Below are 22166 nucleotides of genomic sequence, written 5' to 3' on the forward strand. Positions count from 1 at the left end.
TCTGCCACTTCCTTACGTTGCTTCTTGAACTGATATATCCGAGTTCAGTCTACCTGAACGGAAGGGGCAGGACGACCCATCTTGTCAAAGGCGTACGGGACGATTGGCGGCAGAATTGGCCTGGTCCTCAGCGTGCCCCTGATCCCGGCTGCCGCCCTGAGGTATGACGATGGTGAAAGTCAAACCGCCCCCCGGGGTCTGCGAGGCGCAGATGAACCCCTGATGAGCCTTGACAATGGACTGGACAATGGCCAGTCCAAGCCCCGTGCCGCCCTTCTCCCGAGCCCTGGACGGGTCGGCCGTGTAGAAGCGCTCGAAGAGTCTGGACCTGGATTCCTCCGGGACGCCTGGCCCGTGGTCAACCACCCGGATGATGGCATAGTCGGTGCCTACATGGCTGTTCTCTGCTACCTGGATCGCCTCGGTCAGGTGTCCCAGCGAAGACTCAGTGGCCTCCAACCTGGTCAGATCCGCCGGTGCGATGGTCGCCTTGACCAGGCCCACTCCCACCTGGACCGGCGAATCAGCTGGGGTGTAGCGGTGGATATTGCCTATGATATTGGTAATCACCTGACGCAGGCGACTGGGGTCTCCAGTCACCGGCACCGAGGGCAGGGGACCCTCCTGGATGTCCAGACTGACGGCTGGGCCCAGGTGCCCGCCCACGGTGATCCTTTCCTTGTTGCGTCCCTTGAGGCCTGGCAGACCCTTGTTGGGCGTGACCGGCATCTCCTGGGGGGCGGGCTGATCTTCGGTATGCAGGCAAACCCTTCCGGTAACCACTTCTCTGCCCGGATCCAAGGCATGCAGGTCGTCCACCCCGTCTCGCACCAGTCCAGTCAGATCGACCGGCAGGGTCGTGTCGATCCCCCTGCCCTCATCCAGACGTGCAAGCGAGAGCAGATCCGTGACCAGGACCGTCATCCTGGTCGAAGAGTCCTCGATGTGCTGGATGGACTTGTCGGCCCGCTCCAGAGCCCCGGGATAGTCGCGCTGCATCCTGTAGAGCTCTGCGTAGCCGTGGATGGCGGCCAGAGGGGTACGAAGCTCATGGCTGGCATCCGAAACGAACTGCTTCATTTTCTCGGTGGTCTGGCGCTGCTCGTCGAAGGAATGCTCGATTCGCGCCAGCATGGCATTCAGAGATGCTGCCAGGGAACCCACCTCGGTATTCTCCGGGAAGCTGGGAATGCGTTGGGATAGGTCACCGGCCGCTATCTTGGCAGCAGTCTTCTCGATGCGTTTGAGGGGAACCAGGGTGGACTGGATCAGCAGAACCGAGATGACTCCGCCCAGAAGGACCACAACAACAGAAATGATCATGCAGAAAGCCGTCAGATCGTGCACGGCCTCGTCCTGGTCGCTCATGGACAGACCGATGAAGAGGATGCCGCTGATTTCGGAGCCGTCCAGTTCGTTGCGCAGCTTCCACTGCATGGCCACCACCCGCCACGAGGCCCGGGCTCGCTTCATGGTGTCCCGGTCTGGCGAGGCCTGTCGCGAGACGCGCACATAGGCCGGTACCGTGGTCGGCTTGCCCAGGGGTATCGAGTCCAGGCTGCCGTCGGCGGGCAGACGAGGGCGGGAAATAACCCCGTTGACCTGCATAGGATTCAGATCGTCCGAAATAATGTGCAGCTTGTCGTCGCGGATCTGCAGGAAATAGTCAGTGGGGCCAAGGCCATTCTTGCTCAGATCCTCCTGGCGCAGAAGGGTGGCGTTGCGGATGCCCAGGTTGGCCTGGCGTATCAACTGGGAGTCCGTGCGCTTCATCAGATAGTCGTCGGCCATCTGGCAGATGGCCACAGAGACACCCACCGTACCCACGATGAGCAGGATGAGCATGCTGGCCACAAGTTTGGTGCTTAAGGGAATGGCAGCCAGCGGCGACCTGTGCATGAACCGACCCCTCGGTCTGCCGGAGCCCTTTCCCTTGCCGGAATCCGAACCCATGACGGAGTTGGCCCCGTCAGCCGACGGTTCTGCCATGGGAGTCGAGCCCAAGGGACTAGTCGCCATCGCCGCCATCCGATGCGTTCTGCCTAGGTGCCCGAATCATGTAGCCGATGCCCCGCTTGGTCTCGATCAGCGGGGTGACCTTGCGGTCCCCGCCGTGTCCGTCACTGATGGTGATGCCATCCACCTTCTTGCGCAGGTAAGAGATGTAGGACTCCACAATGGCCGCATCCCCGCCCCAGTCGTACTGCCAGACATGATCCAGAATCTGCGCCTTGCTGAGCACGCGGCCCTCATTGTCCATCAGGTAGCGCAGCAGCTTGTATTCGGTCGGACTCAGGTCGATGGGTCGCCCGGCCCTGGTGACGTCGTGCGAATCCTCGTTGATCTCCAGATCCCCTACGCGGATGATCGGATCGTCCTCCTGATGCTCGCGCGTCCTGCGCAATATAGCCTTAATCCTGGCCACAACCTCCTCCAGGCTGAAGGGTTTGGTCACGTAGTCGTCGCCGCCCACAGTCAGCCCCATGACCTTGTCCTGGGTATCATCTCTGGCCGTCAGGAAGAGCACCGGCGCCTCGATTCCCTCCTGACGGATACGGGAGGTGACCGTGAATCCATCGATATCAGGCAGCATGACATCCAGGACGATCAGATCGGGCTGGATGCGCTCAATGACCTGAATGGCCTCGGAGCCGGACGCCGCGGTCTCGACCGCAAAGCCTGCGAAGTGCAGGGAGGCCACCAGCAGATCCCTGATGGACGGTTCGTCGTCGACCACGACCAGTTGTGCTTGCGTCGGTTTGCTCATGGTCTCAGCTTGCCGCGTCTTTCTGGGTATTATCTGAGAGTTCGCTGACCGTCTCTGTCGGGCGTAATTGCTTCTTCGGAGCACCGGACTTGCGATGATGAGCCCCGGTTCGGCTACTGCGACGCCACCAAATCGCAACGGCTACGCCCAGCATGACCAGGACGACAACCGTCACCGAAAGGGCAATGATCATCACCCGGCGATGCCGATGGTTTTGGTCAAGAGTCTCAACCTGGTCCATCATGGCCTTGGCCGACCCCACCCAGTCGGGATTGCGGCCCTTGGTGACCGGCTCCAAAGCAGCCTGCGAGAGCTGATCTACGCTGGATTGGTCCTTGAGCCAAGCCTGCGAGTTGCTGGAGACCGCCACGACCAATTTGCCGTCCTGAGAGGCCACAGCCAGTAGAACCGTGTCGTGGGTGGGCTTCATTGATTCGAGCACCCTGGATGCCCAGGTCTCAGGCTTAACGCCCTGATAGAAATGCGGAAGGTAGAGCAGCCGAACCGATACTCCTGTTTGCTCTGCGGTTTCCTGGATAGCATCCTTGACGGATCCTACGTCCGAACCCAGCAAATTCTGCGGATCAGTGATCGCGTCGGTCATGGTTCCGGCCCCAGCCTGAGACTCATCGGCACAAGCCTTGGTCGGCCCCATAACCCCGACCGCCAAAATCATCAAGAGCAGAAAAGCCAGCACCCGCTTTATGGGTGAAACGCCGACCGGATTCGTCTTGTGGAAGGGGACTCGTTCGACCACATGGGTCCGCGGACGGGGCAACTGCGTGAACACTGTCATAGTGTCCACAGTAGCGGTTGACGGCATTGGACTCCCCCACCATCACCGCCATTCACGGAAAGGACAATCATGACACGGTACCAAGTTGATTCGGATCAGATACAGACGGCCTCCGGCGCGGTCAGCGGCTCGATAGGGGCCATCAGAGATGCCGTGGCGGGAATGTACACTAATCTGGACAATCTGCAAAGCGTCTGGCAGGGCTCGGCGGCCAGCCAATTCGCCACAGTGGCCCAGCAGTGGCGCGCCTCGCAGGCTCAGATGGAACAGGCGCTTGAAGGCATTCAGGCAGCTCTGACACAGGCATCGTCGCTCTATGCGGACACCGAGGCCCAGGCCACCCGTCTCTTCGCCGGAGCCTGACGCCTGGTTGATGCAGGCAACCCGGAGCCATTCGATCATGGCGGATCGGCCCCAGACCCGGCAAGCATATGCGGAAAACGGAACAGACGGTGAACGAGCGCAAGAAAAGAGACAGGGGCCTGCGCACCATTATCCGGTGCGCAGGCCCCTGTCCTTGGCGATCAATCAGTCCAGCCGAAAAGCCCGGCCGAACCTCGAGGGATCAGTAGCCCATGTCGCCCTGAGGCTGAGCGGCAGCAGGTGCCGGAGGCTCAGGCTTGTTGGCCACGACGGCCTCGGTGGTCAGGAAGAGCCCGGCGATGGAGGCTGCGTTCTGCAGGGCAGAGCGGGTCACCTTGACGGGGTCGGCCACACCGGCCTCCAGCAGGTCCTGGTACTCGTTGTTGGCGGCGTTGAAGCCCTGGCCGGCAGGCAGCGAACGGACCTTGTTGATGACCACGTCACCGGAGATGCCGCTGTTCTCGGCGATCTGCTTGATGGGGGCCTCAATGGCGCGGAAGACGATGGAGGCACCGGTGGACTCGTCGCCATCCAGCTTGACATCCTTCTCGGCCTTGGCAGCGGCCTGAACCAGAGCCACGCCGCCTCCGGGCAGCAGACCCTCTTCAATGGCGGCCTTGGCGTTGCGGACAGCATCCTCGATGCGGTGCTTGCGCTCTTTGGCTTCGACCTCGGTGGCTGCGCCGACCTTGATGACGGCCACGCCGCCGGCCAGCTTGGCCAGCCGCTCCTGCAGCTTCTCGCGGTCGTAGTCGGAGTCGGTGTTCTCAATCTCGGTGCGGATCTGGCCCACGCGTGCGGAGACCTCATCCTTGGAGCCGCCGCCGGAGACGATAGTGGTCTCGTCCTTGGAGACGATGACCTTCTTGGCGGTGCCCAGCACGCTCATGTCGATGGAGTCCAGCTTGAGGCCGAGCTCGTCGGAGACCACCTGTGCGCCGGTCAGAATGGCCATATCCTGCAGCATGGCCTTGCGGCGGTCGCCAAAGCCAGGAGCCTTGACGGCGCAGGAGTTGAAGGTGCCGCGGATCTTGTTGAGGATCAGAGTGGGCAGCGCCTCGCCATCCACATCCTCAGCGACGATCAGCAGCGGCTTGCCGGTCTTCATGACCAGCTCGGCGATGTGGACCACGTCCTGCTGGCTGGAGACCTTGCCCGAGGTCAGCAGAATGTAAGGATCATCCAGAACGGCGGTCTGGTCGTCGTTGTTGGTGACGAAGTAGGGGGCGATGTAGCCCTTGTCGAAGCGCATGCCCTCGGTGAACTCCAGGTCCAGGCCGAAGCGGTTGTTGTCCTCGACGGTGACCACGCCGTCCTGGCCGACCTTGTCCAGGGCCTCGGCGATCTCATTGCCGATCTCGGGGTCGCCTGCAGAAATGGTGGCGGTGGCAGCGATCTGGTCCTTGGTCTCGACTTCCTTGGACTGTGCCACGAGCTCCTTGACGATGGCGTCGGCGGCCTTCTCAATGCCGCGACGCAGGGCGATGGGGTTGGACCCTGCAGCCACGTTCTTCAGACCCTCATGCACCAGGGACTGGGCCAGTACGGTGGCGGTGGTGGTGCCGTCTCCGGCTACGTCGTCAGTCTTCTTGGCGACTTCCTTGACCAGCTCGGCGCCGATGCGCTCGTAAGGATCCTCCAGGTCGATCTCCTTGGCGATGGAGACGCCGTCGTTGGTGATGGTCGGCGCGCCGTAGGACTTGTCCAGCACCACATTGCGACCCTTGGGGCCCAAGGTGACCTTGACTGTGTCGGCCAGCTTGTCCAGGCCGGCAAGCATGCCCTGACGAGCTTCCTCGTCATACTCGATGATTTTTGCCATTGTTGCTTCCTCCGTCATGGCTTGAGGTTTCATGACCCACCGTCGGCGTGGAACGGAACCCGACCGTCAGCTGTCGTGTTATCACTCCCGCACCTCGAGTGCTAATTCAGCAGATTAGCACTCGATGGAGCCGAGTGCCAACCCCAGGGGAAAATACGCTGCAGGCTGTATGCCATATCGCCCCTGACCCATCGGCCGCGCCCACAGGCAATCCGCACCCTGCACAGTCCCGGCTCAGCACTGTAATTCAAAACACATGCTACAAAAAATGGACCCCGGAAAGACCGGGATCCACCATGACGAATACAGAAGACGACAATCAGAGCTTGGTGACCTTGGTTGCCTGCAGACCCTTGGGGCCCTCTTCCACCTGATATTCGACCTTATCTCCCTCATCAAGGGTCTTGAACCCGTCGGACTGAATGGCCGAGTAGTGCACGAACACGTCCTCGCCGCCATCGTCGGGATTGATGAATCCGTAACCCTTGCCAGCGCTGAAGAATTTCACAGTGCCTTGTGCCATAACTAACTTCCTTAACATAGGTGCCGCGTCACAACAGATACGAGACTGACCGCATCTGCCTGGTCGGCAAGGTCAGTTTAGGCCTATCGATAGGGCAATTGCAAAACGCCGAGCCGAAATTCGGGAACTTTTGCCCTCGAATTTCCTTGGTCGTCCGGTTGGCTGAACCTCATTGCATGAGAATGGCTTCCACCGGAGTGGAGGCCACGGAGGACTGCTCCACCTGGGTGATGCCCAACAGGCTGGCCACCTCCTGGGCAGTAGCCTTGTCGGCCTCGTCACGGTAACGGACCGTACTTACGCCAGGCAGAGCCCCCTGCGGGTTGGTTGCCGTGACCGCAGTGTAACCGGCGTTGACCAGGACCTGGCGCTTGCTGCCCGCATGCCCGGTGATCCTGGTTCCGTTGATGACGGCCACCTGTGTGCCCCTGTTGACCACAGGTGCAGGGCTGCTGCTGGATGCGCTCGCCGAAGGCGACTGCGAGGGCTCCTGTGAAGCCTGCTCCTGGGAGGATGTTTCAGCAGAGGGCTTGCTGTCTGAGGAGGAGGCGGACCGCTTGGGCAGATGGCTGCTGATGACCCGGGAGGCATCGGTGTGGGTCTGCTGCCAGGGCAGGGAGCCGCTGACTGCAGCCCATAAGCCCAGTCCGCACAGCACGGCCAAGACCACCACCAGCAGATAGGGCAGAGCCCTGACCGGCAGGGAACGCGGCCCCCGATGCACACCGACCGGCCCCTTGGGAGGGTTGTCGAACGCATCATGAACCTGGGGGCGCGCCTGCGTCCCATTGTCGCGCGTGCTAGCCATGAACTCTCCTCCGCTCCACCGGATCCTGAACCATTATATGTAATGGGACGCCGGAGCAGCATCCCGCTGACCATCCGACGTTCCCCGCAAGCCTAAGAGAGCCATGACAACCCTGACCGGCTCATATCACCAAGCGATATAGTGACCTTATGAACAGCAGCCAGCCTATTGCCGCAACCTCCCCCGCGCCGACGAACGGAACCGGTACCAACCCTCCGACCATAGCAGGAGGCCAGGGCCGAACCCATCGCAAACCTCTGAGCGCCTTGGTGGACCCCGGCTGGGCCAAGGCTCTCGCTCCTGTCGAGCCCAACATTCACCGTATGGGCGACTTCCTCAGATCCGAGCTGGCTCAGGGCCACCGCTATCTGCCTGCCAGCAAGAACATCCTGCGCGCCTTTACCATCCCCTTTGACTCCATCAAGGTTCTGATCGTGGGCCAGGATCCCTACCCAACGCCCGGCCATCCGGTGGGCCTGAGCTTCTGCGTGGACCCTGCAGTCAGCCCCATTCCCGGCTCCCTGCGCAATATTTACACCGAGCTCAGCTCCGACCTGGGCCTGCCCACGCCCTCCAACGGCGATCTGACACCTTGGACCAGGCGAGGGGTCATGCTGCTCAACCGCTGCCTGACGGTACGGGTGGGCAAGCCGGCCAGCCACCGGAACAAGGGTTGGGAGGAGATCACCGACGCCGCCATCCGAGCTCTGAACGACCGACGCGACCAGGAGGGCAGGATCCGGCCCCTGGTGGCCATTCTTTGGGGAAGGCAGGCCCAGAGCCTGGAGCCCCTGCTGACCAATGCGGCCATCATCAAATCCCCGCATCCCAGCCCCATGTCGGCCCGGTACGGCTTCTTCGGCTCCCGCCCATTCTCCAAGGCCAACCAAGCGCTGGAGGCCATGGGCGCCCAACCGGTGGACTGGTCCCTGACCTGAGTCCTGCTGGCTGAGTCGTCAGGAAATGCCGTTACCATATCTGCTATGGCATTATTCCCACCTCGACCCAGTCAGTCCCCATCTGTTCAGCCCGGTCAGGACCGGCAGGTTCCGCCAATCAGCCAGGACGACCTGCAACGTTGCCGTCAGTTGGCCGACCGGATTCGAACCCGCTTTTCCAGGACTCTGGTAGGCCAGGAGAACCTGCGCGAGGCCCTGATCCTGACGCTGGTGGCCTCAGGACACATCCTGATCGAATCCGTGCCCGGCCTGGCCAAGACCACCGCCGCCCAGACTCTGGCCACCTCGGTCTCCGGCAGCTTCAAGCGGATCCAGTGCACGCCCGACCTGATGCCTTCGGATCTGGTAGGCACCCAGGTCTACGACTTCTCCACCCAGCGCTTCTCGACACAGCTGGGCCCCATTCACGCCAACTTTGTCCTCATGGACGAGATCAACCGCTCCAACGCCAAGACCCAGTCAGCCATGCTGGAGGCCATGGCCGAGGATGCCACCACCATCGGCGGCGAGCGCATAGCCCTGCCCCGGCCCTTCATGGTGATCGCCACCCAGAACCCCATCGAGGAGGAGGGCACCTACAACCTGCCCGAGGCCCAGATGGACCGGTTCATGCTCAAGGCCGTCATGACCTATCCTGATGCCGACCAGGAGACCCGAATGCTGCAGATGCTGACCAGCCGAGGCACCGATATGCCCGGCAAGGACGATCGGGACGCACTGACCATCGCCGATGTGGACTTCCTGAGGCAAAAGGCCCGGCAGGTCCACGTGGCACAGCCCATCATGCGATATGCGGTCGATCTGGCGGCCACCAGCAGGGGGGCTGGATCGCGGCCCATCCAAGGGCTGGCCGAGCAGGTGAGGCTGGGAGCCAGCCCGCGTGCCTCCATCGCCCTGGTGCGCATTGGCCAGGCCAGGGCCCTGCTGACTGGCAGGGATTACGTCATTCCCGAGGATCTGAAGGACTGGGCCCATTCGGTACTCCGCCACCGGATCCTGCTGACCTTTGAGGCTCAGGCCGACGGCATCAGCAGCGACGACATCATCGACCAGATCGTCGACACGGTGCCGGTGCCATGAGCCGCCGACGCTCGAATCGCGACCCAGTCCGCAGACGGATCGAGTCCTTGGACACCAGCCTCCGGCTTCCCACGGTGCGCAGGGCCCTTGGACTGCTGGAGGGCGAGCACTCCTCTGGCCGACGCGGCGGTGGAGACGAACGTGCCGACCTGCGCGCCTATGAGTTCGGAGACGAAACCCGCATGATCGACTGGCACGCCAGTGCACGGATGGGTCGACCCATGGTGGTTGAGCGCGAGCGCCTGGTTACCAGCAAGGTCTGGCTGCTGCTGGATGTCGGCCGCGAGATGTCCGGAACATGCCCTGATGGGGAGCAGGCCATCCAGGTGGCTGCCAACGCCCTGTGCATGTTCGCTTCCCTCTGCCTGCGCCGCAGCGATGAGGTGGACCTGGTCCTGGTCGATTCATCCGCCATCCGCCGCATACCATGCCAGGGGGGGTTCGCCCGATTCGAACAGACCCTGGACCGGGCTCTGGAGTCGCCGCTGGATCAGCCACGCAACCTTGAGGCCCTGCTGGGCTACGCCGCCGGCATCCAGGACCGGCAGGCCATGCTGGTCATTGCCACCGACCAGTCGGCCTTGCATGTTGACCTGATGCCGACCATCCGACAGTTGGCAACCACCCACCCCTTGAATTTCATCGGAGTGGAGACCATGAATCCCCTGCGGCAACAGCCCCCTATGGGCTCGGTGACGGATGCGCCCAGCGGACGCAAGATCCCGGCCTTCCTGCGTACCGCGAACGGGACGCAAGCTGTGGACCTGCACAGGCGCTATCAGATTGAGGCCTTTAGCCGGGAATTGACCAGAATCGGAGCCTCGCTGATCAGGGCCGACTCCAGCACAGCCATGTTCAACAGGTTCATCCACCTGCTCTCAGCCGGCCGACCAGGCATTCCCATGCGGCAGACGGTGATGGCGGCATGAGTGCTGTCGTCCTGATTCGTCTTGCGTCCGGTCATGGTCAAATCCAGATCATGCCCGCCATGACCCAGCCCACCTGGCTGCTGGCTCTGACGGCGACCGCCATCATACTGGCCCTGGCCCTGGCCGGAGCGGCCATTCTCCTGCCTAGGTTCCGCCGTCAGCAGGAAGAGCATCCGATCCAAGCGAGCCCTGACTCTCTCAATGCATGGCGTCAGAGGATCGATCAGGTGGTGGCCCAGTACGACAAGGGCCATCTGAACCGCGACCAGGCCATGACGGCACTGGCCACCATCGCTCGTGGATTTGCCTCCCGCTCCTGGAACAGTGATATGAAGTCCAAGACTTTGGCCGAAATCCAGGCTCAGCCCCGTACGCCGAGCACCCGGCAGGGTCTGGACCTGCTTCGGCAGACCATAGATGCCCTTTACCCGCCTGAATTTGCCCTTCCCCGGGACAGCACAGGAACCGACGCCACGGTGGATCAGGCAGCCGACTGGGTACGGGAGTTGATTGAACGGTGGCCGCGATGAGCATAGGCAATCTGTCCTGGAGGTGGCCCTGGCTGCCGGTGCTGGCCCTGTTCCTGGCCCTGGCGTTCGGCCTGCTGGCCTCCCGTGCGGCGCGTCGTCGCAAGCTGGATCAGGAACGGGGCGCCCGGATCTGGACCTTGGACAGCGACCTGGACACCGAGGAGGGCCATGAGGCGCTGAAGCGCTGGCGACGATTGAACCGTTGCGCCGCAATCCTGCTCGCTCTGGCCCTGCTGATGGTTTTGAGCCTGGCGGCAAGGCCCGCCCGGGTCGATCGGACACTGGAGCAGGGGCACAACCGCGATATCGTGCTGTGTCTGGATGTGTCCGGCTCCACCCTGCCCTACGACCGGCAGGTGATCGCCTCCTACCTCGATCTGGTCCGCAACTTCCGGGGCGAACGCATGGCTCTGAGCATCTTCAACTCCACCTCGCGCACCGTCTTCCCCCTGACCGACGACTACGGCATGATCACCGCCGAATTGAGCAAGGCACGACGAATCCTGGACGGAGTGCAGTCCCAGGACCGCATCGATGCCATGAGCGGGCGACAGTACCAGGACATCAGCGACTGGCTGGAGGGCACGCAGAACCGCCGGGACACCACCTCACTGATCGGCGACGGGCTGGTGGGCTGCGCTGCGCTCCTGCCGCAATTCGCTCCCAAGGGCCAACCCGGACCGGCAAAGGCCGACCAACGTTCGAGCTCCCTGGTCCTGGCCACCGATAACGTAGTCTCCGGCAAACCCACATACACCCTGGAGGAGGCGCTCAAGCTGACCTCGGCCGCAGGAATCGCGGTGGACGGACTCTATTCGGGACCGGACCAAGGCACCGAGGCGGAGAGCACCCGGCAGATGCAGCGGCTGATCGAAGCCCGCGGCGGCATCTTCCTGCGACGGCAGGACGGGAACTCCATCAACGCGCTGGTCCGCCGGATCGAACATCGCCATGGAGCCGACCCACGCCAGCAGGAGCAGTCCAGCCTGGTGGATGCACCCGGCTGGTGGACCCTGGCCCTGGCCCTGGCGCTGTCCGGATATCTGCTCCTGGCCTGGAGGCTGAAGCGATGAACATACTCAAGTCACTGACCTTTGAGCCTGCCCTGGGCTGGGTGGCCGGCGGCCTATTGTCGGGCCTGCTGCTGCTCCTGGCCATTGCGCTGGTCATCCATGGACTGCGCAAGGGCCGGGATACGGATGCCGATCGCTGGGCCTTGGCCCGGCGCACCGCCATGGTCCTGATCCTGGCCCTCATGGTCCTGACCCCCAGCACCGTCAGCAAAACCACCAACAAGGCCGTCAACGCCACTGATGTCTTCATTGCGGTTGACGTGACCGGATCCATGGCAGTCAAGGATGCCGGATATGGGACCCAGGAGGGGATGAGCCGGTTGGAGGCGGCCAAAGCAGCCGTCCGCGACCTGGTCGACATCTATCCGGATGCATCCTTCTCGGCCCTAAGTTTCGGCGCCTCGGCCAGCGTTGATCTGCCCCTGACCCCCGACGTACGAGCTGTGGACAACTGGGCCCGTGGGCTGGCCACAGAGCCCACCTCCCGTTCCTCCGGCTCCAGTCTGGATGCTCCTCTGGATCGGCTGACTCTGGCATTGAAGCAGACCAGGGACCGACATCCCAACGACCGGATCCTGCTCTATCTGATCAGCGATGGAGAGCAGACCAGCAGGGACGAACGGCGATCCTTCAGCGTTCTTAGAGAGGGGCTGGACGAGGCCTTCGTCCTGGGAACCGGCTCAGCCAAGGGAGGCACGGTGCCGTTGACCTCCGATGTGGGCGGCAGCGATGCCGAAGGCTGGGTGAAGGATCCGCAGACCGGCCAGCCGGGCATCTCGGCCATGGACCCGGACACTCTGAAGGCCATGGCCGACGAGATGAGCGGCCACTATCAAGCCCTGGCCAAGGGGGTCACTGTCCGCGAGGGCGCTACAGCTTCGGTCTCCAAGCGCTACCGGGTGACCACGGTCGACCAGGTGCGCCGACATGTCACCCCGCTGGTCTGGCCCTTGGCACTGGTGGAACTGGTCCTGATCCTGGTTGAGGCAGGGCAATGGGTCCGTACTTCGAGGAGATTGCTATGAGCAGGAACACCCTTCGAACGCGTCTGGTCCTTATCGTTTTAGCCCTGATAGCAGCGCTGGCCGGGGCATGGGGCCTGATCAACGTCAGAGCCATCGCCACGTACAACGAGGCCACGCGCACACTGAACACCAGCATCCGGCAGGCCCGAAACCCACAGGCAGACCCGGCAGCAATCAAGGCGCTGCAAGATCAGGCGGACCGCCTTTTCGCCCAAGTGGAGCGGCCGGGCCCCTTGCTTCTGCCGAAGACCAGGCAGGCCGCGCAAGCCAACCAAGCGACCAGCACTGCACTGACCCAGCGTACGGAACGGATTCTCAAAAAACAACAAGCAGACACAACCAAGAACGAGCAGGGCGGAAAGAGCGGATCAGGCAAGGGCGCATCCTCCGGGCTGACCAAGCAGCAGGAAGCTGAGGTAGAGGATCTGCTCAAGCGCAACCAGGAACAGAGCGATCCCTCCTCATCCCCCAGCCCAACAGGCAATACGGGCGGCCACCAGGATCGGGAAAAGAACGTCAAACCCTGGTGACCGGCCTCACCAGGCATTGCTCGATCATTTTTCGAAGACCTGTCCCCATCAAAACGGATCAGGCAACATCCGACCACATGGCCCAATCGACGCCATGCAAGCATGACTGCGGTGATGAAGTAGACGCATGGACAAGTCATCACCATCGTCACTACCCACCCTGAGCCCCTTCCTCGAGCAGCCCTCCTACCTGTCCGATCCTGAGGCGGCCGGAGCCTGCCCCTGCCACGCACGGGTGGCCCGTTGCCGGACCATGCTGGCCGATATGGCTCGGCAGTCGCGAACAACCCTGGTCCACCTGAGCGAACTAGCCGACCAGGCTCTGAGGGTCGACTGGCAGGGAAAGGCCGCTCAGGCCTACCGGGCCCAGGTACGGGCCATGGATGCCCTCTGCCAGGATCAGCGTGTCCAGGCAGGACGCACCCTGAACCTGATCGATCAAGAGAGCCGACCATGAAGCGGACGGTCACCGCGGCACCCGACGCCAACGGTTACACCAGCACAGAATTGGACCACCTGACCGGCATGGCGGACCGGCTCAACCAGGCAGGCGGAGCCCTGGCCACCCTGCAGACGCAATGGATTCTCACCAATCAGGCCATCCGCAGAACCATGCCAGGGTTGCCCGTCCTGCCCTGCACCCAGGCTGCCATGCCGCCGCCAGGCCATGCCAGACTGCCCCTGGACCTGATGGTGACCTTCTGCAGTGACCAAGCTCAGGCCTGCGAAGACCTACGCACCAAGCTCCAGTCTGTGGCCGATCGGCTGACCAAGGCCTACGGGTTGTACTCGCAGGCGGAATCATTCATGGAAAAGCTGATGGACTCCCTGATATCCACGGCCGTGACCCTCTTTCAGCCCATCGCCCCGTACATGCTGGGAACCATCGGTCTGAGCTTGGGAGCAGCTCAACTGACCGGCAACCTGGATGCCTCGCAATTCCAGGAATTTCTGGAAACTACAGCCGGCATCCATCAGCCTCTGCTGGCCGCCGCCGCGTCCGACCTGACTTCAGACCACCATGATCCTATTGGCAGATTGGTCACCGATCCAGGCCTGCTGGTGCCCCTCATCCTCGCTCATCTTCAGGGTGACCAGCTCACGATGGATCCTATACAGCCACAGGGCAAGGGGTTGGGCGAGGCTCATAACATCGCCACCGCTCTGCGAAATCTGGAGAGCCTGGGATCCTGCCAGGACGGCATTCCTTACGCAACCATCGCTGTACAACGATATCGGGAGGCGGACGGCAAGGACCGTTGGCTGGTCTACATACCCGGCACCAGCTCCCATCTCGATTCCCCCATCGGCTGGTGCCAAAACATCCAGCTCATGAGCGACAAGGCTTCAGTACGCGAAAGGGCGGCCTCGCTGCGTCTAGTGGACCAGGCCATGCAGAATGCCGGGGTGCGTCCGGACGATCCGGTCAGCCTGGTGGGTCATTCCCAAGGCGGCATCGTGGCCGCCACCATGGCCTCGGATCTTTCCAACCGCTACCACTTCGATCACATCGTGACCGTCGGATCGCCCATCGCCCATCGCCAGATAGGGTCAAGCACCTGGGTCACCAGCGTGGAAATGCGCGAGGAGCTGGTCTCCAGTCTTGATGGAGCCGACAACCCCTCGCGGCCCAATCAACTGACCGTCAGGGGAAGGGCAGACGGACCTCCCCCTCCAGGTGGCAGCCAAACTGGCCGGACAGTGACCACTGCCGGACCTGGCAAGGAATCCACCCATGGCATGGCCTACCAGCGGGCGGCCTGGGCTGATGCCCGAGATCAGAACTCACCGGCAGTACGACGCCAGGACGACCACTTCGCCCATGCCATCGAGGGCGATCTGCAGGAGACCCACTACTACTGCGGCAGGCTGCGCCGATGAGCGGGACACGCGGACCCCCAAGAGCACCCATGTCGATTCCTGCAGGTTGACCCGGTCGTCTAGGCTGGAGGCATGAACCTGAGCCGAATCACCCCAGTCATCCCCCTCAATCCCTTGGACGGACGTTACCGCAGGCAGACCGCCGATCTGGTGGACTATCTGAGCGAACCCGCCTTGAACCGCGAGCGTATGCGGGTCGAGGTCGAATGGATGATCATGCTGGCCAACGGCTACCAGGGCAACGGCCAGCACCCGGTCCTGCCGGGCGTAGAGCCTCTGACAGAGACAGAACAGGCCTACCTGCGAGCCATCCCCGAGGATTTCGATGCCGATGGCATCACCGAACTGGCAGGCATTGAAGCCCAGACCCACCACGACGTCAAAGCCGTGGAATATTACATCGATCGCCGTCTGGAGGCTTCAGCCACAGCCCTTGGCCCCGAGTCTCAACTTCCGAGGCTGACTGCCCTGGTCCACTTCGCCTGCACCAGCGAGGACATCAACAACCTGGCCTATGCCCGCTGCATCCGAGGCGGGGTCGAACAGGTCTGGCTCCCCAAGGCCACCCGAATCGAGCACCATCTGGCGACCATGGCGGAGCAATACCGGGATCTGCCCATGCTCGCCCTGACCCACGGCCAGCCGGCCACACCCACCACCCTGGGCAAGGAGATGGCAGTCTACGTCCACCGGCTGCACCGGCAGCTGGATCGGATCCGCCATCAGGACTACATGGGCAAGATGAATGGCGCCACTGGAACCTTTGGCGCCCATCTGGCCGCCCTGCCGCAGGTGGATTGGATCGATCTGACCCGGACCTTCGTCACAGAACGGATGGGCCTGGTTTGGAACCCGCTGACCACTCAGATCGAGTCCCACGACTGGCAGGCCGAGCTCTTCGGCAACATCGCCCACCTGGGCCGGATCCTGCACAACCTGGCCGTGGATGTCTGGATGTACATCTCCCGCGGCGTCTTCGCCCAGGAACCCGTCAAAGGCGCCACCGGCTCCAGCACCATGCCCCACAAGGTCAACCCCATACGCTTCGAGAACGCCGAAGCCAATCTGGAGATCTCAGGAGCCCTGCTGGACACCCTGGCCACCACCCTGACCGAAACCCGCTGGCAGCGGGACCTGACTGACTCCACCACCCAGCGCAACATCGGTTCGGCCCTGGGCTACAGCCTGCTGGCTCTGGACAACCTGGACGGCGGCCTGCAGACCATCCACCCCGACAAGGCCCTAATGGCCCACGAGCTTGACAGCAACTGGGAGGTCCTGGGCGAGCCCATACAGACGGCCATGCGGGCCGCCGGACTGGCTGGACGCTCAGGCATGGATCACCCCTACGAGCAGGTCAAGGAGCTGATGAGGGGCAAGAGGATCGGCCGGGAGGATGTCGAGCACTTCATCGACGGCTTGGACCTGGACCAGGACACGGCCAGTCGGCTCAAAGCCCTGACTCCGGCAACCTACACCGGTGCAGCCGGAACCTTGGTGGACTTCGATCGCGACTGACCATGACCCCGTCCCAGTCGACCATCACCCCCGAGGACACCGATTCCGCCGACCCTGTGCAGGAAGACCAGGTCGTCATCCGAGATACCCCGCCCCAGCGGGTTCACGATGCCGAGGATCTGCTGAGAGCCCTGGCAGCACTGATCCTGGGGATCCTAGTCACCCTGGCAGCGGTCTATCTGAAGGGCATAGCCGCCGGGGTCGAGTCGGACATGCGCCAGGCCGGCAATGCCATGGACTGGCTCATGGACGTGCCCACGGCCTTCCTTCAGCAAGCAGTGACCGTGACCGTCGTCCTGGCCGTGCTTGTCCATCTGCTGGTCAACAGGGAATGGATCCAGGCCATCACTGCCCCCTTGGCCATGTTCCTGGGCTTCGGGCTGGTCATGCTGACCTCCAACCTGATCCTGAAGGCGGGCAACCCGACCCTAATCGCCTCATTCAGCTCCCAGAACGCCATAGGGTCTCCCGTCCTGCTGCCTGACTTCTATGCCGGTCTGGCTGCCTTCCTGAGTGCAGCAGGACCCCGTCGACTACGCAGCTCGGTCAAGTGGGGATGGAACGCTCTATACGTCGTGGCCATCATCATGGTCGCCATATCCTCCAATTCGGCCAGCGGGGTTCTGGTCTCGCTGATCCTTGGCCGAATCATGGGCATGGTCGTCCGATACCTGGCGGGCACACAGAACAAGGGCGCTTGGGGGCAGGGCGTGGTGCAGGCCATAGCCTCCATCGGCATCCATGCCGCCAGCCTGGAGCGTCAGGATCCCAGTCTAGACAACGATGGCCAGCCACTGCCCGCCCTCGACGACGACCTTATCGAGGCCTCCCGCATCTACAGGGCCCGTGACAGGGATGGCCGCACCTACACGGTTTCGGTCATGGACGGCCAGCTGCACACCATGGGCTATCTGATGCAGCTCTGGCAGTGGATCAAACTGTCCGGAGTCTCCATGCGCCGGGACCGGTCGGTCAGAAACTCCATGCAACACCATATGGCCATGCTGACTGAATTGCGGGACCTGGGACTGACCACCCTGCACCCCTATGGTCTGGCGGAGAGCGCCGAATCCTCAATTCTGGTCCTTGAGGATGATGTCCATCTTGGACCCCTGGAACCCGAGAACCTGGACGCCGACAGGGCCAAGCAGCTGATGGACTACCTTCGCCGGGCCAACGAGCGCGGCTTCACACACCGCCGCATACGCCCAGAGACTCTGGCCGTGGACCAGTCAGGCTCCGCGGTCATCGCCGGCTGGGAGAACGGCGACAGCGCCAGCTCCCAGGCCAACATCGCCCTGGACCGGGTCCAGCTTCTCGCCCTGATCGCCGCGATCATCGGCGTGGACCAAGCCATCACGGCCGCCCGCGCCTCCTGGGGGGTCAAGACAGTGGCGGGACTGTCGCCATTCTGCCAGATGGTGGCCATTCCCGCACAGACCCAAGCCCTGCCTGGCTGGGATCGACAGATTCTGACTGATCTGCGCAAACAGCTGCAGACCTTGGCTCCTCCTGAGTCGGTGGCTGAGACCGGCCAGGTAACCCTCTCACGTTTCAGTCTGCGCAGCTTCGTGGCCCTGGCCTTGCTGGTAGTAGCTGTCGCCGTCATCGTCACCCAGTTCAATCTGCCCCAGGTCATCAGCGCCGTCCGCAATGCCAACCCTTGGATGGCTGGCCTCTCCTTCCTGCTGGGATCACTGTCCTGGGTGGGCTGCGCCATTACCCTAGGAGTCTTCATCGACCCGGCCAAGCGCGATTTCAAGGGCATTTTCCTATCCCAGGTGGCCTCCTCGTTCACCTCGGTCTCCATGCCCGCCGGGGTGGGTCCGGCCTTCGTCAACCTGCAGTTCCTGCGGCGGGACGGTTATGACAACACCATGGCCACGGCCATCATGAGCGCCGTGGTGGCCGTCCAGTTCGCGACCACCTTCTGTCTGCTGATCGGCATCGGGCTGTTCACCGGGCGCAACACCCTATCCGGGATGATCCCCACCAACACCCTGGTCATCGTCATCGGGACAGTGGCCATCATCGCAGCCCTGATCATGGCCGTGCCTTACACACGGCGACTGGTCATGGAACGCCTGATGCCCATCGTGGCCTCTTACGCCCGCCACCTTATAGAGATTCTGACTCAGCCCAGGCAGCTGGTGGTGGCCGTGCTTGGGGCTGTGATGCAGTCAGCCGCCCTGGGCATGAGTTTCTGGGCTGCCCTGATGGCCTTCGGCTGCCGGACCAACGTTTTCGAGACCACCTTCGTCTTCCTCCTGGCCAATACGCTGGGTTCGGCTGTCCCCACACCCGGCGGCCTGGGAGCCATAGAGGCGGTGCTCTTCTCCGCCTTCCGCCTGGCAGGCGTTCCCTCGGGCGTAGCCATCTCGGCCACTCTGGTCTTCCGGGTGGCCACCTATTGGCTGCGCATCCCCTTGGGAGCCTTGGCCATGCGCTGGCTGAGCAACCATAATCGCATCTAAAGGGCCCCTCGGACACTTTCATTCCCAAGGGCCTCAAAATCGCGTGGTGAAATGTCGAAAACCCCCGGAAAATGCGGTGTTTAGGCCTAATCTGCGCTAATATCAGTCATTGACCGTTGGGCTTTCCCCAATCAAGCAATGGGAGGCCCCCGAAAGAAGGATGTTCTATGGCATACAACAAGTCTGATCTCGTTTCGAAGATTGCGCAGAAGTCCAACCTGACCAAGGCTCAGGCGGAAGCTGCTGTCAACGCCTTCCAGGATGTCTTCGTCGAGGCCATGAAGTCCGGTGAGGGTCTGAAGCTGACCGGTCTGTTCTCGGCCGAGCGCGTCAAGCGTGCCGCCCGCACCGGACGCAACCCCCGCACCGGTGAGACCATCAAGATTCCGGCCAGCTATGGCGTGCGGATCTCAGCCGGCTCGCTGCTGAAGAAGGCCGTCACCAACAAGAAGTGAAACCAGCCTTTCTGCAAGGGCCCTGACATCCATCCACGGATGCCAGGGCCCTTCTTGTTAGAACAGACCTCATTGAAGTCCCGCAGCGCAAACCGGGCTTCTAGGCACCAGGCTCTGCGGCACTCTTCAGGAAATCCATCAGGGAGTGGTATCGGGGTTGGCCCAGATGGTCGAAGGGGTCAGGCAGGGCCACCTCGACTCGGCGGGAACCCCCTAGGACCAGGTGGCTCCAGTCGCAAGACCAGGTGCGTGTTCCCCGGTCCGCGGCACGGACGAAATTGCCACGCAGACGGGCCCGGGTATCCTCTGGAGGTTGATCCATGGCGTGACGTATCTCAGAGTCGTCGACCGGCGAGCGCATGAGCCCATGCCTGACCAGGCCAGGGAAGGACCTTCCCGCGCTCAGATCGTGATAGTCCAGGTCCAGCGCCTCGTCCAGATCCCGTCCGGCGCCTCGCCGACTCAGGCCCTGGAGCAACCGCAGCTTGGCGGCCCAGTCCACCCAGTCAGCCAGATCCTGCCAACGCCCAGCATCCAACGCATCCAAGGCCGCTCTCCACAGCTCCAGGGCCCGCAGTGCTTGGAACCGGTCGATGCCTATATCTTCCTGCTGGTCCACCAAGGCCTTGCAGGCTGACCAATAGGCCTCTTGCAGACCCAGAGCGCTGATGCCGCCCGTCTTCGTGGAAGCCTGCAGATCCAGGGTGACCCGGCCGGTCCGATCCCGGCTGACGGCTCGGACCGCTGCACCGGGATCAGCCAAGGCCCAGTCGGCCAGGTCTGGCCGTCGGCCCTGGCGGCAGGCCTGCTCGATCAAGTTCAGGACCAGGTGGGTGCTGGCCATCTTGAACCAGGTGGCCAGCGGCGACCGGTTGGTATCACCCACGATCACATGCAGACGCCGCCATCGTTCAGGATCAGCCAGAGGCTCGTCACGGGTGTTGACCATAGGACGGGCACGGGTGGTGGCCGAGGAGACCCCTTCGTCCAGAAAATCGGCCCGCTGGCTGAGCTGGAACCCATCGGGACTCAGGCGACCCGCCCCGGTGATCAGCTGTCGGGTGACCAGAAAGGGGACCAGGCAGGCCCCGATCATGTCCAAGGGGACTCGCCGGTCCAGCAGGTAGTTCTCATGGCAGCCGAAGGCATGGCCCTGGGCATCCACATTGTTGGCAAAGACATGAACCTTCACCGGCCTGCCCAGGTCCTCCGCCAGGCGCTTCCGGGCGCCCTCGGCAAGGTTGGTCATGATCCGCTCCCCAGCCAGCACCTGTGTCAGGGCCGTCAGCGGACCGCGGGCCTCCGCAGTGGCATACTCCGGGTGCGAGCCCACGTCCAGGTAGAGTCGGGCGCCGTTGGACAGATAGATGTTGGTTGACCCGTGCTGTTCAATGAGCGGGCGAAACATGGCCATAGCCACCCTGCCGGCGGCGTAGGGAGCACTGGTGCCGGTCAGGCTCAGTCCATACTCGGTCTCGATGCCGAATATCCTGTGAAAGTCCGAGTCAGTGCCCTGCCCATCCGCCATGAATCACTGGCCGCCCTTCTGGACGAACCCCTGCACATACTCCTTGGCGTTGGTCTCCAGGGTGGTCTCGATGTCATCCAGGACGGCATCCAGGTCGGACCCAGCTGCCTGGCTCTGTTCCTGGGCACCGGTCTGCGGCAGATCCTCTTCCTGCTCCTGCTGTTGCCCGGCTGCCATGCGCCGTCCCTGCTGGGATGCCTCAGCCATGGTCGCTCTCCTTCCCGGCGCGGATCAGCGCCCGCTCAGATAGGTGTTCAAATCCTCCGCGATGAGGCCATTGGTGGCCACCACGTCGTTGCTGCCCTCCCAGCGCACGTGACCGCCGTCCCAGCGCCAGAGGGTACCCTTGGCCTCCCGGACCACGACAGCCGCTGCAGAGACAGCAGGGATGTCCCAGGAGTGCAAGGCCGGTTCGAAGTAGGCGTCGTAGCTGCCATCCGCCACCCGGCACAGGTCCAGCGAGACCGGACCGACGCGCTTGATGTCTGCAGGCTTGCCAGCCATGCGCGAGACGATCTGCAGGACCTTTTCAGACTCGTTGGGGAAGTAGGACATGCCAAAGCTGACCACTGATCCATGCAGGGAGGTCATAGTGGAGGGGATGATCTTCTCACGCTTGTCACCCACGATGGTCCGTCGAATCCTGATGGCGCCCTGCCCCTTGGCGGCCAGATAGGTCAGGCCCAGGACCGGCGCATGCACGATGCCCAGGACCGGCGAAGCATGGCCCTTCTCGTCCACGGCAAAGAGGGAGATGGTCAGCGTCCATTCGGCCATGTTGCGCACATAGTTGACCGGGCCGTCAATGTGACCCAGGCACCAGTAGCGGCCGCCTGGACGGCGGTTGCCGGCCTCCTCCTCCCAGAAGCCGTCCATAGGGTCCAGGGCGGCGATCTTGGTCCGGCAGTAGCGAATCAGGCGTGTGTCGATGCCCGGCGTGAACTGGGTGCCCTGGCCGATGGTCGAGGTGGAACGCGGATCGTGAGGATTGATCTGGTCCTGGAGGGCATGACGGCCGGCCTCCACAGCGATAGTGGCGGCCTGCATGGCCAAATCGCGCAATTCCATACTTCTCTTCTCTTTCAAACGGGCGGTCAAGGCATTA

Annotated in this window: 22 protein-coding genes; 13 read left to right on the forward strand and 9 right to left on the reverse strand. The window is 62.8% G+C overall.

Annotated features, from left to right (window positions below):
- Window positions 1-84 precede the first annotated feature (84 nt).
- The 3 genes from QRX41_RS00445 to QRX41_RS00455 are packed head-to-tail and all read right to left on the reverse strand — an operon-like array spanning window position 85 to window position 3563.
- Window positions 85-1989, reverse strand: coding sequence for a sensor histidine kinase (locus QRX41_RS00445; RefSeq protein WP_313838011.1), 1905 nt, complete (start codon window positions 1987-1989; stop codon window positions 85-87).
- 19 nt (window positions 1990-2008) lie between these two features.
- Window positions 2009-2767, reverse strand: coding sequence for a response regulator transcription factor (locus QRX41_RS00450; protein ID WP_313838013.1), 759 nt, complete (start codon window positions 2765-2767; stop codon window positions 2009-2011).
- 4 nt (window positions 2768-2771) lie between these two features.
- A complete protein-coding gene (locus tag QRX41_RS00455; protein ID WP_313838015.1) occupies window positions 2772-3563 on the reverse strand; it encodes a TPM domain-containing protein in 792 nt (263 codons plus the stop codon).
- A gap of 69 nt (window positions 3564-3632) precedes the next feature.
- Here QRX41_RS00455 and QRX41_RS00460 point away from each other — a divergent pair, with 69 nt between their 5' ends.
- Window positions 3633-3926, forward strand: a complete 294-nt coding sequence (locus QRX41_RS00460; RefSeq protein WP_045924632.1) for a WXG100 family type VII secretion target — start codon at window positions 3633-3635, stop codon at window positions 3924-3926.
- Between the two features lie 202 nt (window positions 3927-4128).
- On the opposite strand, the gene groL is transcribed toward QRX41_RS00460, so the two are convergent.
- The 3 genes from groL to QRX41_RS00475 all read right to left on the reverse strand — a co-directional run bounded on the left by groL (window position 4129) and on the right by QRX41_RS00475 (window position 7079).
- On the reverse strand, window positions 4129-5748 hold the full coding sequence (gene groL, locus QRX41_RS00465) for a chaperonin GroEL (RefSeq protein ID WP_101432598.1): 1620 nt from the start codon (window positions 5746-5748) through the stop codon (window positions 4129-4131).
- A gap of 319 nt (window positions 5749-6067) precedes the next feature.
- On the reverse strand, window positions 6068-6271 hold the full coding sequence (locus QRX41_RS00470; RefSeq protein ID WP_045924634.1) for a cold-shock protein: 204 nt from the start codon (window positions 6269-6271) through the stop codon (window positions 6068-6070).
- 169 nt (window positions 6272-6440) lie between these two features.
- Entirely contained in the window at window positions 6441-7079 is a 639-nt protein-coding gene (locus QRX41_RS00475) for a LytR C-terminal domain-containing protein (RefSeq protein WP_101432599.1), read from the reverse strand.
- Between the two features lie 149 nt (window positions 7080-7228).
- Between QRX41_RS00475 and QRX41_RS00480 the strand changes: the two genes are divergently transcribed.
- The 12 genes from QRX41_RS00480 to QRX41_RS00535 all read left to right on the forward strand — a co-directional run bounded on the left by QRX41_RS00480 (window position 7229) and on the right by QRX41_RS00535 (window position 19533).
- Window positions 7229-8017 carry a uracil-DNA glycosylase gene (locus tag QRX41_RS00480; protein WP_313838019.1) on the forward strand — a complete coding sequence of 263 codons (789 nt, stop codon included), beginning with the start codon at window positions 7229-7231 and terminating at the stop codon, window positions 8015-8017.
- Window positions 8018-8062: 45 nt separating this feature from the next.
- On the forward strand, window positions 8063-9118 hold the full coding sequence (locus QRX41_RS00485) for an AAA family ATPase (protein ID WP_313838021.1): 1056 nt from the start codon (window positions 8063-8065) through the stop codon (window positions 9116-9118).
- A complete protein-coding gene (locus QRX41_RS00490) occupies window positions 9115-10047 on the forward strand; it encodes a DUF58 domain-containing protein (protein WP_313838023.1) in 933 nt (310 codons plus the stop codon). Before QRX41_RS00485 ends, QRX41_RS00490 begins: the two co-directional genes overlap by 4 nt.
- Complete coding sequence (locus QRX41_RS00495; protein ID WP_313838025.1) at window positions 10044-10577, forward strand: hypothetical protein; 534 nt, start codon at window positions 10044-10046, stop codon at window positions 10575-10577. The genes QRX41_RS00490 and QRX41_RS00495 overlap by 4 nt, the downstream gene beginning before the upstream one ends.
- Complete coding sequence (locus tag QRX41_RS00500) at window positions 10574-11650, forward strand: vWA domain-containing protein (RefSeq protein WP_313838027.1); 1077 nt, start codon at window positions 10574-10576, stop codon at window positions 11648-11650. Before QRX41_RS00495 ends, QRX41_RS00500 begins: the two co-directional genes overlap by 4 nt.
- Window positions 11647-12675, forward strand: coding sequence for a vWA domain-containing protein (locus QRX41_RS00505; protein ID WP_313838029.1), 1029 nt, complete (start codon window positions 11647-11649; stop codon window positions 12673-12675). The genes QRX41_RS00500 and QRX41_RS00505 overlap by 4 nt, the downstream gene beginning before the upstream one ends.
- Window positions 12672-13205, forward strand: coding sequence for a DUF6466 family protein (locus tag QRX41_RS00510; protein ID WP_313838031.1), 534 nt, complete (start codon window positions 12672-12674; stop codon window positions 13203-13205). Before QRX41_RS00505 ends, QRX41_RS00510 begins: the two co-directional genes overlap by 4 nt.
- A 127-nt stretch (window positions 13206-13332) precedes the next feature.
- Window positions 13333-13662, forward strand: a complete 330-nt coding sequence (locus QRX41_RS00515) for a hypothetical protein (RefSeq protein WP_313838033.1) — start codon at window positions 13333-13335, stop codon at window positions 13660-13662.
- On the forward strand, window positions 13659-15086 hold the full coding sequence (locus QRX41_RS00520) for a PGAP1-like alpha/beta domain-containing protein (RefSeq protein ID WP_313838035.1): 1428 nt from the start codon (window positions 13659-13661) through the stop codon (window positions 15084-15086). Before QRX41_RS00515 ends, QRX41_RS00520 begins: the two co-directional genes overlap by 4 nt.
- A gap of 72 nt (window positions 15087-15158) precedes the next feature.
- Entirely contained in the window at window positions 15159-16604 is a 1446-nt protein-coding gene (gene purB / locus QRX41_RS00525; protein ID WP_313838037.1) for an adenylosuccinate lyase, read from the forward strand.
- A gap of 2 nt (window positions 16605-16606) precedes the next feature.
- Window positions 16607-19078: a lysylphosphatidylglycerol synthase transmembrane domain-containing protein gene (locus QRX41_RS00530; RefSeq protein ID WP_313838039.1), complete on the forward strand. Its 2472-nt coding sequence runs from the start codon at window positions 16607-16609 to the stop codon at window positions 19076-19078.
- Window positions 19079-19245: 167 nt separating this feature from the next.
- A complete protein-coding gene (locus tag QRX41_RS00535) occupies window positions 19246-19533 on the forward strand; it encodes an HU family DNA-binding protein (RefSeq protein ID WP_015022121.1) in 288 nt (95 codons plus the stop codon).
- A gap of 100 nt (window positions 19534-19633) precedes the next feature.
- Here QRX41_RS00535 and QRX41_RS00540 read toward each other — a convergent pair whose 3' ends face one another.
- From QRX41_RS00540 to QRX41_RS00550, 3 genes are read right to left on the reverse strand one after another with little or no spacing between them, the layout of a single operon-like run.
- Window positions 19634-21061 (reverse strand): proteasome accessory factor PafA2 family protein, encoded by a 1428-nt coding sequence (locus tag QRX41_RS00540; RefSeq protein ID WP_313838041.1) that lies wholly within the window; start codon window positions 21059-21061, stop codon window positions 19634-19636.
- 3 nt (window positions 21062-21064) lie between these two features.
- Window positions 21065-21268, reverse strand: a complete 204-nt coding sequence (locus QRX41_RS00545) for a ubiquitin-like protein Pup (RefSeq protein ID WP_198200078.1) — start codon at window positions 21266-21268, stop codon at window positions 21065-21067.
- 24 nt (window positions 21269-21292) lie between these two features.
- Window positions 21293-22129, reverse strand: a complete 837-nt coding sequence (locus tag QRX41_RS00550) for an inositol monophosphatase family protein (RefSeq protein WP_313838044.1) — start codon at window positions 22127-22129, stop codon at window positions 21293-21295.
- Window positions 22130-22166: the final 37 nt, after the last annotated feature.

It is taken from the genome of Bifidobacterium kimbladii (assembly GCF_032193675.1).
Lineage (GTDB): Bacteria > Actinomycetota > Actinomycetes > Actinomycetales > Bifidobacteriaceae > Bombiscardovia > Bombiscardovia kimbladii.

Excerpts from the sequence above, each read along its gene's own strand:
- QRX41_RS00445 (WP_313838011.1), bottom strand. The coding sequence starts at position 1,989 with ATGGCAGAACCGTCGGCTGACGGGGCCAACTCCGTCATGGGTTCGGAT.
- QRX41_RS00450 (WP_313838013.1), bottom strand. The coding sequence starts at position 2,767 with ATGAGCAAACCGACGCAAGCACAACTGGTCGTGGTCGACGACGAACCG.
- QRX41_RS00455 (WP_313838015.1), bottom strand. The coding sequence starts at position 3,563 with ATGACAGTGTTCACGCAGTTGCCCCGTCCGCGGACCCATGTGGTCGAA.
- QRX41_RS00460 (WP_045924632.1), top strand. The coding sequence starts at position 3,633 with ATGACACGGTACCAAGTTGATTCGGATCAGATACAGACGGCCTCCGGC.
- groL (WP_101432598.1), bottom strand. The coding sequence starts at position 5,748 with ATGGCAAAAATCATCGAGTATGACGAGGAAGCTCGTCAGGGCATGCTT.
- QRX41_RS00470 (WP_045924634.1), bottom strand. The coding sequence starts at position 6,271 with ATGGCACAAGGCACTGTGAAATTCTTCAGCGCTGGCAAGGGTTACGGA.
- QRX41_RS00475 (WP_101432599.1), bottom strand. The coding sequence starts at position 7,079 with ATGGCTAGCACGCGCGACAATGGGACGCAGGCGCGCCCCCAGGTTCAT.
- QRX41_RS00480 (WP_313838019.1), top strand. The coding sequence starts at position 7,229 with ATGAACAGCAGCCAGCCTATTGCCGCAACCTCCCCCGCGCCGACGAAC.
- QRX41_RS00485 (WP_313838021.1), top strand. The coding sequence starts at position 8,063 with ATGGCATTATTCCCACCTCGACCCAGTCAGTCCCCATCTGTTCAGCCC.
- QRX41_RS00490 (WP_313838023.1), top strand. The coding sequence starts at position 9,115 with ATGAGCCGCCGACGCTCGAATCGCGACCCAGTCCGCAGACGGATCGAG.
- QRX41_RS00495 (WP_313838025.1), top strand. The coding sequence starts at position 10,044 with ATGAGTGCTGTCGTCCTGATTCGTCTTGCGTCCGGTCATGGTCAAATC.
- QRX41_RS00500 (WP_313838027.1), top strand. The coding sequence starts at position 10,574 with ATGAGCATAGGCAATCTGTCCTGGAGGTGGCCCTGGCTGCCGGTGCTG.
- QRX41_RS00505 (WP_313838029.1), top strand. The coding sequence starts at position 11,647 with ATGAACATACTCAAGTCACTGACCTTTGAGCCTGCCCTGGGCTGGGTG.
- QRX41_RS00510 (WP_313838031.1), top strand. The coding sequence starts at position 12,672 with ATGAGCAGGAACACCCTTCGAACGCGTCTGGTCCTTATCGTTTTAGCC.
- QRX41_RS00515 (WP_313838033.1), top strand. The coding sequence starts at position 13,333 with ATGGACAAGTCATCACCATCGTCACTACCCACCCTGAGCCCCTTCCTC.
- QRX41_RS00520 (WP_313838035.1), top strand. The coding sequence starts at position 13,659 with ATGAAGCGGACGGTCACCGCGGCACCCGACGCCAACGGTTACACCAGC.
- purB (WP_313838037.1), top strand. The coding sequence starts at position 15,159 with ATGAACCTGAGCCGAATCACCCCAGTCATCCCCCTCAATCCCTTGGAC.
- QRX41_RS00530 (WP_313838039.1), top strand. The coding sequence starts at position 16,607 with ATGACCCCGTCCCAGTCGACCATCACCCCCGAGGACACCGATTCCGCC.
- QRX41_RS00535 (WP_015022121.1), top strand. The coding sequence starts at position 19,246 with ATGGCATACAACAAGTCTGATCTCGTTTCGAAGATTGCGCAGAAGTCC.
- QRX41_RS00540 (WP_313838041.1), bottom strand. The coding sequence starts at position 21,061 with ATGGCGGATGGGCAGGGCACTGACTCGGACTTTCACAGGATATTCGGC.
- QRX41_RS00545 (WP_198200078.1), bottom strand. The coding sequence starts at position 21,268 with ATGGCTGAGGCATCCCAGCAGGGACGGCGCATGGCAGCCGGGCAACAG.
- QRX41_RS00550 (WP_313838044.1), bottom strand. The coding sequence starts at position 22,129 with ATGGAATTGCGCGATTTGGCCATGCAGGCCGCCACTATCGCTGTGGAG.